This window comes from Erythrobacter sp. GH1-10 (assembly GCF_045363165.1).
GTDB lineage: Bacteria > Pseudomonadota > Alphaproteobacteria > Sphingomonadales > Sphingomonadaceae > Erythrobacter.
Window position 1 is genome coordinate 231,178 of record NZ_JBJFLP010000001.1, and the last position, 14,447, is coordinate 245,624.

The 14,447-nt window shown below is 63.6% G+C and carries 12 protein-coding genes and 1 tRNA gene; 8 read left to right on the top strand and 5 right to left on the bottom strand.

Annotation, left to right across the window (positions count from 1 at the left end):
* Window positions 1–31 precede the first annotated feature (31 nt).
* The 4 genes from ACI5KX_RS01120 to msrB all read left to right on the top strand — a co-directional run bounded on the left by ACI5KX_RS01120 (window position 32) and on the right by msrB (window position 4,329).
* Window positions 32–1,024 (top strand): ABC transporter ATP-binding protein, encoded by a 993-nt coding sequence (locus ACI5KX_RS01120; RefSeq protein ID WP_406811294.1) that lies wholly within the window; start codon window positions 32–34, stop codon window positions 1,022–1,024.
* Window positions 1,021–2,310 (top strand): ABC transporter permease, encoded by a 1,290-nt coding sequence (locus ACI5KX_RS01125; RefSeq protein WP_406808839.1) that lies wholly within the window; start codon window positions 1,021–1,023, stop codon window positions 2,308–2,310. The genes ACI5KX_RS01120 and ACI5KX_RS01125 overlap by 4 nt, the downstream gene beginning before the upstream one ends.
* A 92-nt stretch (window positions 2,311–2,402) precedes the next feature.
* The gene (locus tag ACI5KX_RS01130; protein ID WP_406808840.1) at window positions 2,403–3,740 is read left to right on the top strand and encodes a cytochrome P450; all 1,338 of its coding nucleotides are present in this window, start codon (window positions 2,403–2,405) and stop codon (window positions 3,738–3,740) included.
* Between the two features lie 91 nt (window positions 3,741–3,831).
* A complete protein-coding gene (msrB, locus tag ACI5KX_RS01135) occupies window positions 3,832–4,329 on the top strand; it encodes a peptide-methionine (R)-S-oxide reductase MsrB (protein WP_406808841.1) in 498 nt (165 codons plus the stop codon).
* Here msrB and ACI5KX_RS01140 read toward each other — a convergent pair.
* From ACI5KX_RS01140 to ACI5KX_RS01150, 3 genes are all read right to left on the bottom strand, one after another.
* Window positions 4,295–6,106: a hypothetical protein gene (locus ACI5KX_RS01140; protein ID WP_406808842.1), complete on the bottom strand. Its 1,812-nt coding sequence runs from the start codon at window positions 6,104–6,106 to the stop codon at window positions 4,295–4,297. The genes msrB and ACI5KX_RS01140 overlap by 35 nt on opposite strands.
* A 234-nt stretch (window positions 6,107–6,340) precedes the next feature.
* Window positions 6,341–6,979, bottom strand: coding sequence for a PilZ domain-containing protein (locus ACI5KX_RS01145; RefSeq protein WP_406808843.1), 639 nt, complete (start codon window positions 6,977–6,979; stop codon window positions 6,341–6,343).
* Between the two features lie 152 nt (window positions 6,980–7,131).
* Window positions 7,132–7,217, bottom strand: a tRNA-Leu gene (locus tag ACI5KX_RS01150).
* A 124-nt stretch (window positions 7,218–7,341) separates the two neighbouring features.
* Here ACI5KX_RS01150 and ACI5KX_RS01155 point away from each other — a divergent pair.
* Window positions 7,342–9,015 (top strand): cation:proton antiporter, encoded by a 1,674-nt coding sequence (locus tag ACI5KX_RS01155; RefSeq protein ID WP_406808844.1) that lies wholly within the window; start codon window positions 7,342–7,344, stop codon window positions 9,013–9,015.
* Between the two features lie 8 nt (window positions 9,016–9,023).
* Here the strand turns inward: ACI5KX_RS01155 and ACI5KX_RS01160 are convergent, their stop codons facing one another.
* Together ACI5KX_RS01160 and ACI5KX_RS01165 are read right to left on the bottom strand one after the other, a co-directional pair.
* A complete protein-coding gene (locus tag ACI5KX_RS01160; protein ID WP_406808845.1) occupies window positions 9,024–9,305 on the bottom strand; it encodes an integration host factor subunit beta in 282 nt (93 codons plus the stop codon).
* 195 nt (window positions 9,306–9,500) lie between these two features.
* Entirely contained in the window at window positions 9,501–9,839 is a 339-nt protein-coding gene (locus ACI5KX_RS01165; RefSeq protein WP_406808846.1) for a GntR family transcriptional regulator, read from the bottom strand.
* Window positions 9,840–10,031: 192 nt separating this feature from the next.
* Between ACI5KX_RS01165 and ACI5KX_RS01170 the strand changes: the two genes are divergently transcribed.
* From ACI5KX_RS01170 to ACI5KX_RS01180, 3 genes are read left to right on the top strand one after another with little or no spacing between them, the layout of a single operon-like run.
* The gene (locus ACI5KX_RS01170) at window positions 10,032–11,666 is read left to right on the top strand and encodes a peptide MFS transporter (RefSeq protein ID WP_406808847.1); all 1,635 of its coding nucleotides are present in this window, start codon (window positions 10,032–10,034) and stop codon (window positions 11,664–11,666) included.
* A 59-nt stretch (window positions 11,667–11,725) separates the two neighbouring features.
* Window positions 11,726–13,120 (top strand): amidohydrolase, encoded by a 1,395-nt coding sequence (locus ACI5KX_RS01175; RefSeq protein ID WP_406808848.1) that lies wholly within the window; start codon window positions 11,726–11,728, stop codon window positions 13,118–13,120.
* Window positions 13,117–14,433, top strand: a complete 1,317-nt coding sequence (locus tag ACI5KX_RS01180; RefSeq protein ID WP_406808849.1) for an amidohydrolase family protein — start codon at window positions 13,117–13,119, stop codon at window positions 14,431–14,433. Before ACI5KX_RS01175 ends, ACI5KX_RS01180 begins: the two co-directional genes overlap by 4 nt.
* Window positions 14,434–14,447 lie beyond the last annotated feature (14 nt).

Consider the following 14,447-nt stretch of genomic DNA (forward strand, 5'->3'; position numbering starts at 1 on the left):
GTTTCGCGCGTTAACCCCCGCGCTCATGCACATGCAGGTAGGCGAACACATGGCGGCGAGCAATGTCCCCGCGCCCTCTTCCGAACATCGTCCGCTCGCGATCGAGGCGCGCGGGCTGGTCAAGAGCTTCGACGGCACGCAGGCGGTCAAGGGCATCGATATCGAAGTGCCCGAGGGCGCGATTTACGGCGTGCTGGGGCCGAACGGCGCGGGCAAGACCACAACCTTGCGCATGCTGCTCGGCATCATCGATCCCGATGAAGGCATACGCCGCGTGTTCGGTCATGATCGCCCGCACGAAATCGGGCGCCTGATCGGATATCTCCCTGAGGAGCGCGGTCTCTACCCTGCAATGAAATCGATCGAGGCGATTGCCTTCATGGGCGCGCTGCGCGGTCTTCCGCTCGCCGAAGGGCGCAAGCGCGGGATGGAGCTGCTCGAACGCCACGATCTCGCCCACGCCGCCGATCGCACGATCCGGCAGCTTTCCAAGGGCATGGCCCAGACAGTCCAGTTGCTCGGCACGCTGGTGCACCGCCCGCGCCTCGTTGTGCTCGACGAGCCGTTTTCGGGCCTCGACGCGATCAACCAGGGCAAGCTCGAACGGATGATCCGCGCGCTCGCCGAAGATGGGGTCACAGTGATCTTCTCGACCCACGTGATCCACCATGCCGAGCGGCTGTGCGAAGGGGTCGCGATCATCGCCGGGGGCAAGGTGCCATACGCCGGCAGCGTCGAAGCGGCGCGCGATCGTATCCCGGCGCAGGTCCGGCTCGAAACCCGCGCCCGCGAAGGCGCATGGATGGCTGCACTGCCCGAAGACACAAGGCACGAAGGCGATTTCTTCTACTTCCCGCTTCCCGAAAGCGGGGTTGAACCATTGCTCAAGCAATTGATCGACGGCGAGGCCGGCATCCTTTCGCTCTCGATCGAACGCGCCGGGCTGCACGATGCCTTTGTCGCCATCGCCGGTGAGGCGGCCGCTCGTCAACTCGAAGCGGATCAGGCAGGAGAGGACGCATGAGCGACGCTGCAGCCAATCCGCGCCTGTCCCGGCTCGAAGCCGCTTGGGTCATCGCCCGGCGCGATTTCGTCGCGGTGCTGTTCAGCCGCGCTTTCCTGTTCTTCCTGATCGGTCCGCTGTTCCCGATCTTCGTCGGCGGACTGGCGGGCGCGATCGGAGGGCAGGTGCAGCGGGACGCGGTGACGACCGATATCGGCATGGCGATGAGCGCCGAAGACAACGCGGCGATGATCGCCTCGTCAAACCGGCTCGGACCGCAGCTGGGGCGCGCCATACCGGTATTGAAGGTCGTGCCCGAAGCGGTTGGCAATCCCGATTTCGACGCGCGCGAATATATGGAGGCCCGCCGCGGAAACTACGCCGCCATCCTGACAGGGACGATCGCCGACCCCGAACTGATCGGTACCGAAGCGCAGATCCAGCGTTGGGAGGGGCCGGTCAAGCTGATCGCCGCCGATGCGATGACTGCAGAGCGCGTCGCCTTTCCCGATGTCGAAGAAACACTCGTCACGAGCAGCGCAGCGTCCGAGCGTTCGACCCGGATCCAGACCGCGACCAGCGCGCAGCTGCTGCTGTTCCTGCTGACGATGTTGCTCGCGGGTATGGTGCTGTCCAACCTCGTCGAGGAGAAGGCCAACAAGATCATCGAAATCCTCGCCGCCGCGATCCCGATGGATGCGGTGTTCATGGGCAAGCTGTTCGCTATGCTCGGCGTGTCGTTCGTCGGGATAAGCGTCTGGGGCGTGTTCGCCTACGGCTTCTGGATGGTCGGTAGCGACGCGATCATAGCGGCGACCGGCACCGACCTCGCGAACTTGCCCGCGCCCGCCGTGGGCTGGCCGCTCTTTATCGTACTGGGCGTGGTCTATTTCTCGATGGCCTACCTGCTGCTCGGCGCGCTGTTCCTGACCATCGGCGCGATGGCGAACACCGTGCGCGAGGTGCAGACGCTGTCCATGCCGGTCACGATGATGCAGCTGATGGTGTTCTTCCTCGCAGCAGCCAATGTCACCCGCACCGGCTCGGCGGCGGAGGTGTTCGCGGTCGTGTTCCCGCTGTCATCGCCCTTCGCGATGTTGGCGCGCGCCGCTCTCGAGGACACGCTATGGACTCACGCCGCCGCGATCGCGTGGCAGGCGCTCGCCGTCGCCGTGCTGGTCAAGGGCGGCTCGATCCTGTTCCGCAAGCGCGTGATGAAATCGGGCAATGCCGGTCACGCCAGGAAGCGCGGGGGCTGGTTCGGATCGCGCAAGGCCTCGCAGCCCGTAGCGGAACCGGCAGAATAGGTCGCAATTCGCAACCCACTATTGACACTGCTGTCAGTTAGGGCAGGATGCGACTCACCGGAACGGGAAAACCGCCCGGATGGGAGAGAGACATGGCGACCGTAGCACCCGAACGTCCGAAAGTGCGGACTTCCCCGACCGCTTACCAGGCGCTCAAGGCGCATTTCGAGCAGCATCCGGAAGAACGCCCGCAGCATCCGCACAAGTGGGACGTCAGCCGATCGGACATCTATTTCGAGGACACCTGGCAGCCGATCTTCAAGGAGATGCAGGATGCAGGGCCGCTCCACTACATTCCCGAAAGCCCGTACGGCCCGTATTGGGCGGTGGTCGGCCACAAGGCGATCCAGCATATCGAAGCGCTGCCCGACACCTTTTCGTCGAGCTGGGAATATGGCGGGATCACGATCCTCGAACGCCTGACCGAGGAAGAAGCGGCAGCCGCCGGCGTCCCCACCCGTGAACTGCCGATGTTCATTGCCATGGACCGCCCGCAGCACACCGGTCAGCGGCGCACCGTAGCCCCCAAATTCACTCCTTCCGCGATAGCGGAGATGGAAGGCGAAATCCGTCAGCGCACGGGTGAACTCCTCGATACGCTACCGCGCGGCGAAGTGTTCGACTGGGTCGACAAGGTTTCGATCGAGCTTACCACCGGTATGCTTGCAATCCTGTTCGGCTTTCCGTGGGAAGACCGCCGCCTGCTTACCTTCTGGTCCGACTGGTCGGGCGATACCGAGCTTGCAACGGTGCGCGATCTCGACAGCGTACGCTGGGAAATCCTCCAGGAAATGGCGTCCTACTTCCAGTCGCTGTGGGTCGAGCGCACGCAGGACAAGGAGCCGGGCAACGACCTGATCTCGATGATGATCCATTCCGAGGCGATGAACCAGATGCGGCCCGAGGAATTCATGGGCAATCTCGTGCTGCTGATCGTCGGCGGCAACGATACGACCCGCAATTCGATGAGCGGGTTCGTCCATGCGCTCGACAAGTTTCCCGACCAGCGCAAGCTGTTCGAAGAGAACCCCGACGTCATTCCGAATGCAGTACAGGAAATGCTGCGCATGCAGACGCCGCTGGCGCATATGCGCCGGACCTGCACCGAGGATACCGAAGTGTTCGGGCAGACCATCAAGAAGGGCGACAAGGTCGTGCTGTGGTATCTGGCAGCTAACCACGAAGAGGAAATCTTCCCCGACCCTCACAAGCTCGATCTCACGCGAGAGAATGCCCGCCGTCACATCGCCTTCGGCTACGGCATCCACCGCTGCGTCGGCGCGCGTCTTGCCGAGCTGCAACTGCGCGTGCTGCTCGAAGAGATGCACAAGCGCCGGATGCGGGTGCATGTCGCGGGCGATGTCGAGCGCGTGCGCGCCAATTTCGTGCACGGCTTCCGCAAGCTCGAGGTCGAAATCACCGAGTTCTGACGCCGGGCATTATCTCGCGCGGCTGAAACTTTTTGGCGAATTCCTGCGTAATTAGAGGTGTAAGACTTCTAATTTCGATGGGACACTTGCGATGAAACCCGCCCCTAACCGCCGCCGATTCCTTGCCGGAGCCGCCGCTGCCATAGCCGTGCCGATCCTTGCCTCGTGCGGCGGAGCACCGGCGCATGCCCGCAAGGACTTTCCGGTGCGCAAGACCGAGGCGCAATGGCGCCGGCAGCTGACACGCGAGGAATATCGGATCCTGCGGGAAGCAGGCACCGAACGCGCCTTCTCCCATCCGCTCCACAAGGAAAAGCGGGCGGGTGTCTACAAATGCGCCGGGTGCGGGAACGCGATCTATTCCTCGAAGCACAAATACGACAGCGGCACCGGCTGGCCCGCCTTCTACAAGCCGATCGATGCAGGCGCGGTCGAAACCTCGGTCGATTACAAGCTCGGCTATCCGCGCACCGAAGTCCATTGCGCCGATTGCGGCGGGCATCTGGGGCATATCTTCGGCGACGGGCCGAAACCGACTGGCAAGCGTCACTGCATCAATGGCGTGGCGATGGATTTCGTGCCGGCCTGACCCGCCAGAGCCTGAGCGCAGATCCGCTTTGAAGCGCGATCGGCTCGAGCCAGTTGGGCGGGTTGGCGCTCATCAAATCCGCTGCAAAACCGGCCGGTGCGGCGCGGGCGTAGTTCCGCATCTCGATGAGCATTGGACAGGCGATGACATACCCTGTGCCGCGCTTGCGCAAGGTTTCGCGAGCTTCTCCGGGGGAACCGAGCGCGGTTTCGATCAGCACCTTGGTCGAAGGTCCGCCAAGGCCGTCGCCAGCGGCGATGATGCTGTGATCGGTGGTGAGCAAGAGTTCCGGCGCGATATCGAGCGGAGCATAGAATTCGCCCCTTCCGAGCACGCTTATCTGTGATACGATCTCGTTTACATCGCAGGAAGGATCCTGAGCCGAAACAGGCGGGGTCGATGCCCCTGTCAACGCCGCCTGTGCCGGAATCGCGTTGGCGAGCAGTATCGCTGGCAATGCCGGGAGAAGCGCACAGGCAAGAGCGGCAGTTGCCGCCACACGCGGGCCGGGCCGTTTCATCGTGCGGATCGAACGCAGCCACTCGCGCACCTGCCAGGCAAGCGGCGGAGCGGCGAGAACGCAGGCAATCGCTCCGGCACGCGCCACCAGCAGCGCGACCAGCAACGCGGCGCACAAGATCAGGCCATAATCGAACCAGAACCCGCGGAGCCAATCGCGCGAACGGCTCGCCAGGTTGAACGTAGCGACGATGCCGATCACCGGAGTGACGGCATATTGCAGCGCACCCATCACGGTCTGACGCCAGATCGGCATGCCTTCCATCGCGGTGTTGTTCCCAAAATCGGCAATCACCGGAGCGAAACCGGAAGATCCGCCGGTCGCACACTGCGGAGCCATGTAAAGCACCAGCCCGAGCGCGCCTCCAGCAGCCAATGCGAATCCACCGAACAGCAGCCCGCGCGGCAGCGGCTCGAGCCGTGCGAACACCGTCAGCACCAACGCCCCCCAACCGAACATCGCAAGATGCACCGGGCTCACCGCGTCGCAATAGCTGACAAGATCGCCGATCCCGCGCGTCGCGAGGAACAGCAGCACTCCGGCAATCGCGAAGGACTGGATCGCGTTGACCAGCCATGCCCGCTGGTTGCGGTCGCGCAGCCAGCGCCAGGCGAGCACCGCAAAGATCGCCGCCGACAGCGGGAGTCCTTCGATCGAGATCGCCAACCAGACAGCGAGGGAAACGCCGACGACCTTGCCGCCTGCCTTTGACGAGCGCGCCATCAACCCGTTCACCGCAGCCAGCGCGCAGACAATCTGCCAGCCGTGATGGTCGATCCGCATCGGCGAAAGCTGGGAGAGAACCGGCATCGAAAGCGCGAGGATGAGGCATGCAAGCGTCGCTTCCTCGTCGCCCATCAAGCGCCACGCGATGCGAGCCGCCAAAAGCATGGCGCAGCCGAGCGTGAGGAGCGGAACGATGACCAGAGCCACCGTCTCGGCAATCGCAGCGCCGACAAATGGCGTCAGCGCCATGATGACGAGCGCGAGCGGAATATCGACGATACGCGACCAGTGCATCGCGACCCCGCCATTGGCCGCATCGATGCGGTATTGGGTAGTATCGAACCAGCTCTGGCCGCCGATCAGGTCGCGGACCTGCACCAGCCGCAGCATGTCGTCGGGTTCGGGGAAGCGACCGCCCGCAATGGCACTCCAATGGATCGCCAGCATCAGCGCACCGACGACCGCCCAGACGACGCCTACGCGGGCGAGGAATTCGACCGGAAGAGCGCTACGGCGGCGTTCGACCAGCATGGCGTCATGCCTCCCCGGTCACCGTTTGGTCCAAGCGAGACCCGATCCCGGCGCCGATGATGGCGTCGGTGTCGACTCCTCCCGGTTTTTCGCCGCCGATCAGATTCATTCAGCCTCCCGTGACCCTTCGCCAACCCACGAACGGGTCGCGCTCAACCCCGAGAGTGAAGGATATTGGTTAGCGAGCGGTAAACGGACGGCCTTAAGCGGACCGGCATGTCAGTCCGGGCAGGGTCAACTTTCGAGCAAAGCCGGAGCCTGGAGCTGTGCGGCCAGCCGCGCAAAATCGCCCAGCGTGAAAGTGTCATCGAACACGACACCGTAGTGGTTATCACGCCGCCAGCGGACCTTGGCCCAGACGTCCTCCAGCCCGTGGCCACCTGAAATCCGCAGAGCCTGGTCGATCGCGAACCTTGCATCGCATTGGATCCGTGCACCCTGCTGCGAGAGATTTTCGACGGTCGCCGCGCTGCTCAGGGTACGACTGGTGATCTCGATCGGCAGCTGAATCCCCAGCCGAAGCCCGCGCTTTGGATAATCGCTTGCCTCGTTGATTATGCTGGACACGTCGGCCGGCGCGGCGAATTCAAACCCGGCCTCGTGGTCGCGCGCCCATACCCTGCGGATCTGATAGGCCGCTCCACCCGGCATTTGCAGCTCTAAACGCTCACCCTCAGGCAACCGATGAAACAGCCTCATGCTCACCCCGGTTTCGGAGATATCGCGAATGACGCACACGAACTCGCCCTGATCCGCCACGATCCGCGCGGCGCGGATCAGAAGCGTGAACCGAGGTGCGGAGCGCAACTCCCGCACATCGCTCGCATCGTCGGTTTCCGAGTCTGCCCGTTCGGGGCTTGCTGCAAAATCCATAGACGGTCGCCCTTCCCCGGCGCATATTGCTGACCCTGCGCCAAGAGCTTGAATTGATGTGTGGTCCCTGGACCCAGGGCTAGGGTCGCGCGGGTAAATATTGCGATAACCGCGCCCTCCGCATTCGCGCCGTAGCGCTGCGGGCAGCGAGTTGGTGCGGGTGGCGGGACTCGAACCCGCACGAGCCAAAGCTCAGGGGATTTTAAGTCCCCGGCGTCTACCATTCCGCCACACCCGCTCACCGGTCTTCGCGCGATAGCCAGCGTCAATGACCCGCGCAAGCAGGCGCACTTGCATAGCAGCGATATCCTCGCCATCTCCGCAGCAACGGGGCAAAATCGCCGTTCGTTAAGGGGCAGGCTATGGCAAGCGAAGTGGTTGAGACGATCCAGCCGGCGGTGATGCTCCTGGGGCTTGGTATCGGCGCCGCCACCTTGTCACGAGCGATCAAGCTCAATCCCATCGTCGGCTATCTCGGCCTCGGCCTGGGCCTTGCCTCGCTTGGTGTCGCGGACGATTTCAGCGGACCGGTCGTTGCGACGCTGGCCGAAGCGGGAGTCATGTTCCTGCTTTTTAATCTCGGCCTTCATTTCTCCCTCGGGCGGATCCGAGCGGAGTCGGCCAACATCTTCGGTTTCGGCAGCCTTCAGATGCTCGTCGCGGGCGGCGCGTTTGCAGCGCTGTTCTGGGCGATCGGACTGCCGACCGAATTCGCGATCATCGGCGGCTTTGCGATGGGACTTTCATCCACGGCGGTGGTAATCGGCCTGATCCGCGAACGCGACCAGGAGGATTGCCCGGTCGGGCGCGCGGCGCAATCGATCCTGATCTTCCAGGACATCGCGGCCATCATGCTCCTGGTCGCCGCCGGAGCGCTTGCATCGGGTGGTGCGCTCGCTCCTGAGCTCGGGATTGCCGGCCTGAAGGCGTTCGCGGCGTTTATCGTCGCCGTGCTGTTCGGCCGCTATCTCACCGGGCCGCTGTTCCGACTGATCGCGCGGGTCGGGAGCAGCGAGGTCTACACCGCCACCGCGCTGTTCATTGCGCTCGCAGCCGGGTGGGCCACCGGCATGGCGGGGCTTTCGCTTACACTGGGGGCTTTCCTTGGCGGGATGGCAGTCGCGGATTCGCGCTATCGCATTCTTGTCCAAACCGAGATCGACGCATTTCGAGGGCTGTTTCTGAGCTTTTTCTTCATCTCGGTCGGGCTCGCGATCAATCCGGTGATCCTCGCTCAGAACTGGCTGCTCGTCATTGCCGGCGCCATCGCGCTGATTGTGCTGAAGTGCCTGTTCAACGTCATTGCCGGTCTCGCCAATCGCTGGTCGGTCCCGGGATCTATACAGCTCGGTTTCCTGCTTGGGCAGGGAAGCGAATTTGCGCTGGTAATCTTCGCCCTGCCGACCGTGGCGGCGCTTGTCGATCCGATCGAGCCACGCTTCCTGCCGATCCTCGTCACCGCGATCGCAATCAGTATGGCGGTGACGCCGCTGATCTCGAATATCGGTCGCAAGCTGGCGGGCAAGCTGCGACGCGGCCCCGCCGACCAGAAGCTCGACGGCGACGACGCACCGGTGCTGATCATCGGGCTCGGTCCTGTCGGCCGGTCGGTTGCCGATGCGCTGAGCTATAACGAAATCGATTACCTTGCCGTCGAGCCGAATCCCGAGCGCTTCGAGACCGCGTTGGCCGATGGCTATCACGTGCACCAGGCCAATCCCGCCGACCCGCGCAGTTGGGATGCGATGGGCATGGCGAGCCGCGACGTCGTGGTGGTGGCCTCGGTTACTCTCGAGATTTCGCGCCAACTGAGCCCGCTGGTTCGCGAGCGCCTGCCCGACGTTGCACGGGTGATTGCGCTGCCCGGGCCCGAAGGCGTTCAGGAATTCCTCGAACTGGGCTCACTGCCGGTCGACATCACCACGCCCGGCGGCACCGAAAGGGTCATCGACCTTGCCTTTGAAGCCCTCGGGCGCGAGCGCCGTCTACCGGTCGCCGATCGAAGCGAAGAAGAGCGGGCGCTCGAATACGCCTGAGTTCGCGGTCAGCGTTCGTTGAGGCGCTGGCGGATTTCCTTGCCCGCCTTGAAATACGGCACCCGCTTGGCCGGCACCGCAACCGCTTCGCCGGTGCGGGGGTTGCGCCCGGTGCGTGCTTCGCGCTCACGCGTCGAAAAGGCCCCGAACCCGCGCAGCTCGACCCGGCCGCCTTCGGCCAGCCGTTGCGCGATTTCATCGAAGAAGATGTCGACCACCTGCTCGATTTCCTCGGCACGCAGTTCCGGATTGTCCTTGTGAAGTTCCTGCAGCAATTCTGATCTGATCATTGTGACCTCCCACTGATCACGACCGGCTGCAATTTTATGCTTTGGCCGGCCTCGTCCCCAACTCAGCCTTGACCCGAAAGGCTCTCGTTTCCGGAAAGTGCCAGAGCGGCGCGTGCGGGGCAAGGCACCGGAAAAAATAAAGTCGGAAACTGTTTCAATCGGGGGCAGCCACGCGGGCGGCCGTCCGCGAGCGGCTCAGGTGCATTCGGCAAGTTCGGTGAGATCGAGGCCCAGGCGATCCATCCGCGCCCTGATCTCGGGCCATTCCTCGCGCAGGAATTGTTCCTTCTCGCGCTTGCGCAGCGCTTCGGCGGCGCCTTCGACCACGTACATGCCGACGCCGCGCTGCACCTCGACGAGACCGTCATTCTGGAACTGCTGGTAGGCTTTCGCCACGGTAAGCGGGTTTGCCCCCTGCTCCGCCGCCAGCGCACGCACCGACGGCAGCATCTCTCCCTCGGCATACTCACCCTGGATGATTGCGGCCGCGATCTGGTCGCGCAGCTTGAGATAGACGGGTCTGTTTTGGGTCATGGGTTCCTCGCTCAGTGCATCAGTGCCATAATACAGCGATGCGCGTCAAGGTTCCCGGCTTTTCGACGAACGGCACGGCGGTGGCCGGTATCATGTGAAACTAAGGCTTCACACTCGCGGACAAGCCGTTAGTGTGCGCGACGATCAAGGGCCCCCGGGAAAGGCCCGGACAAAATATCGGGGATCTGCTTCATGAAAGACGTCGCGCTTTGGAACGAGGGGGACTGGATCGCAGCGATCGCCTCCGTGGTTCTGGTTCTATTCCTGGTCGCGGGTGCATTCGCTGTCACTCGCAAGACGGAAGAGGTCGGGGGGCACCCAAAGGGCCTCTACATCCTGTTTTTCGCCGAAATGTGGGAGCGGTTCTCCTACTACGGCATGCGCGCACTGCTGATCTTCTATCTCACCCAGCACTGGCTCTTTAACGACAGTGCTTCGAACATTGTATACGGCGCCTATGTCAGCCTCGTCTACATCACGCCCGTTCTTGGCGGGTGGCTGGCAGACCGCTATCTCGGTCAGCGCAAGGCGGTTTTGTTCGGTGCATTGCTGCTCACCTTCGGCCACTTCCTCATGGCATTCGAAGGAACCGGGGGGCAGAATGATCCTACGATCAACATCTTCTGGCTTGCCCTGAGCTTCATCATTGTCGGTTCCGGCTTCCTCAAGGCGAATATCTCGGTGATCGTGGGGCAGCTCTATCCGCGCACCGATGTGCGACGCGACGGTGCCTACACAATTTTTTACATGGGAATTAACGTCGGCGCCGCGATCGGCACGATCATTGCCGGCTACCTCGGAATCACTCTCGGTTGGGCCTACGGCTTCGGTGCGGCGGGCCTCGGCATGCTGCTTGGCCTGATCGTGTTCGTGCTCGGCAAGCCGTTGCTGCTCGGCCGGGGCGAGCCGCCCAAGCCGCTGGCGAAGAACACTGAAATGGTCATGTACGGCATCGGCCTGGTCGGCGTCGCAATCATGTGGCTGCTGATACAGTACCAGTCGGTAGTCGGAGGATTGATGCTCCTCTCCGGTGTTGCCCTGCTCGCCTATGTCCTGTTCGAAGCATTCAAACTCGACAAGGAGCCGCGCGAGCGCATGTTCGCGATCCTGTTCCTGATCGCGTTGCAGCCGCTGTTCTGGGGTCTGTTCGAACAGGCGGGCGGATCGCTCAACCTGTTCACCGATCGCTACATCGACCTTGGTGGCGTACCCGCACCGATTTTCCAGTCGATCAATCCTATCTACATCATCCTGCTTGCGCCGCTTTTCGCTGCGCTGTGGACTTGGCTCGGGCGCAAGGGTCTCGAACCCTCGACTCCAGCCAAGTTCGGCCTCGGCCTGGTGCAGCTCGGCTTCGGCTTTCTCGTGCTAGTCTGGGGAGCGGAAGCTGTCGGCGTAGATGCCAAGATTCCGGTGATCTTCCTGTTCGGCATCTACCTCTTCCACACCACCGGTGAGCTATGTCTTTCGCCGGTTGGCCTCTCGGCAATGAACCGCCTTGCCCCGCGACACCTTGCCAGCCTGATCATGGGCGCATGGTTCTTCGCCACGGCGGGCGGCAATTATGTCGCCGGGATGATCGGTGCCGCCACTGGCGGGGAGGATGGCGAGATGACCCGTCAAGGCACGCTCGACATTTACTGGCAGATCGGACTGATCGCGATCGCCGTGGGTGTGGTGGTCATTCTAATCGCTCGCGTCGTAAAGCGCTGGATGCATCTCGATACGCTCCAGGACGACACCGTCGATGATGATCTATTGGGCGGCAGCGAAGTCGGCGAACCGCAGGCCGCCGGGGTCCATCCGGCCACCCGCCCCGCCGAATAAGGCAGGAACCAACCAATGTCTGGATCGTCGGGTCCACGAAACCAGCAGGGGGAACCACTGTGAGAACGAAAGCCTGGATTGCGGCTGCCAGCGCGATTGCGCTCGGCGCCTGCGCGACAACCGGCTCCGCCAACGCGGCGAGCGACGACAGCGATGCGGACGAGGCTCCGCGTTTCGCCGCCAAGACCGAGGCCGAGGGGCCCTTCCCTTCGACCTACCGGCCCTATCCGGGCGTTCCCACGGCACTGGTCGGCGCAACCGTGTTCGATGGAGCCGGCAACCGGATCGATGGCGGCACCGTTCTGTTCCGCGATGGCAAGGTCGTCGCGGTCGGCAGCGACCTCTCGACCGATGGCTACACCGTCATCGACGGCACCGGGAAGTTCGTGACGCCAGGCATCATCGACATCCACTCGCACCTTGGCGATTATCCGACCCCGGGGGTCGACGCGCATAGCGACGGCAACGAGGCGACCGCTCCGACCACGCCCGATGTCTGGGCCGAACACTCGGTCTGGCCGCAGGACCCGGGCTTCACCCGCGCCATGGCGAATGGCGGGATCACCGCGCTGCAAATCCTTCCCGGATCGGCGAACCTGATGGGCGGCCGCTCGGTCACGCTCAAGAACGTGCCGAGCCGGACGGTGCAAGGCATGAAGTTCCCCGGCGCACCCTACGGCTTCAAGATGGCCTGCGGCGAAAACCCCAAGCGGGTGTATGGCAATCGCGGACGCAAGCCCTCGACCCGCATGGGCAACTTCGCGGTCAACCGCCAGACCTGGTACGAAGCGATCGAATACGCCAACGAGGACGATCCGAAGCGGGATCTCGGCAAGGAGACGCTAAAGGGTGTGCTCGAAGGCGAGATCCTCGTCCACAACCACTGCTACCGCGCCGACGAGATGGCGCTGGTGATGGATATGGCGAAGGAGATTGGCTACAAGGTCACCGCCTTCCACCACGCGGTCGAAAGCTACAAGATCGGCGACCTTCTGCGTGAAAACGACGTGTGCAGCGCGATCTGGGCCGACTGGTACGGCTTCAAGATGGAAAGCTATGACGGGATCATGGAAAACGCCGCGCTGCTGCAGAACGCCGGCGCCTGCGTGGTGATCCATTCCGACAGCGCCAACGACATCCAGCGTTTGAACCAGGAAGCCGCGAAGGCGCAGGCCGCCGGTGCGCGAATGGGGATCGACATTTCCGATGCCACCGTGATCGGCTGGATCACGCTCAACGCCGCCAAGGCGATGGGGATCGACGACATGACCGGCAGCCTCGAGGAAGGCAAGATGGCCGATGTCGTGCTTTGGAACGGTGACCCGCTGAGCGTCTATTCGCGGCCCGAGAAGGTCTGGATCGACGGTGCGCTGCTGTTCGATGCGATGGATCGCAAGCGCCGTCCGGTGAGTGATTTCGAGCTCGGCCAGCCCGGTGAAGGAGACGTGAAATGAGGCAGCTTCTCGCACTAGCCGCCAGCGCGATTGCGCTTTGCGCTGCCCCTGCTGTGGCACAGAATGTCGCGATGACCGGCGTCACCGTGGCGACTGGCGATGGTTCGGAGCCGATCGAAGACGGTGCCGTGGTCGTCCGCGACGGCAAGGTGGTCTACGCGGGTCCGGCATCGGGCATGCCCGAAACCGCCATGCCGCTGGTCGAGGCCGCGCCCGGCACTTGGGTCACCCCCGGCCTGTTCGCGACCGTTACCACTCTCGGCATCGTCGATGTCAGTGCGGTGAGCGACTCCAACGACACCCGCGCGGGCGGATCGCCGTTCAGCGCGGCGCTCGATGTCGCTCCGGTGGTCAATCCGAATTCGCAGAACATCCTCGTCCATCGCGCTGCGGGCATCACCCGCGCAGCGACGACAACCCTGCCCTCGGGTTCGATCTTCGCCGGACAGGGCGCGATCATCGATCTCGACGCCGATGGCGATCCGATCACGCGCCCGAAGGCTTTCCAGATGGTCGATCTTGGCGAGGGCGGGGCTCGCCGCGCGGGCGGCAGCCGGGCTGCGGCCTATGTGCTGTTCCGCAACGCGCTTTACGAAGCGCAGGGCCTTCGCGGCAGCACCGGCACGCCGCAGATCACCGAGATCGCGAAGGACGATGAAGTCTTCCTGAGCCGGTTCGATGCCGAAGCGCTGATCCCGGTGCTCAACGGCACGCAGAAACTCTATGTCTCGGTCGAACGCGCCGCCGATATCCGCAGCGCGCTGGCGCTCAAGGGCGAGTTCCCCAAGCTCGACATGGTGCTGGTCGGTGCCAGCGAGGGCTGGCTGGTCGCCGAGGAGATCGCTGCAGCCGGGGTTCCGGTTCTCGCCGATCCGCTCGATGCGCTGCCTTATGGTTTCGACGAGCTCGCTTCGACCCAGAGCAATATCGGGCGGATGAAGGCGGCAGGCGTGAAGGTTGCGCTCAACACCGCCGGGATGGAAAACCCGCGCCGGCTCGCGCAGCAGGCGGGCAACCTCGTGGGCCTGGCGAAGATTCCCGGGGCGACCGGGCTGAGCTGGGGCGAAGCGTTCGCGGCGATCACCTCGATTCCGGCCGACATCAGCGGCCTTGGCGGGCAACTCGGCGTGCTCAGGCCCGGTGCGATAGGCGATGTGGTCATCTGGGACGGCGATCCGCTCGAGGTCACTTCGGTCCCGACCAAGGTCTACATCGGCGGGGTCGAACAGCCGCTCGGCAACCACCAAAGCCGCCTGCGCGAGCGCTATCGCGATCTGGACGAAAGCGACCTTCCGAAAGCCTACGACTGGTAATACCATAGCGCTTC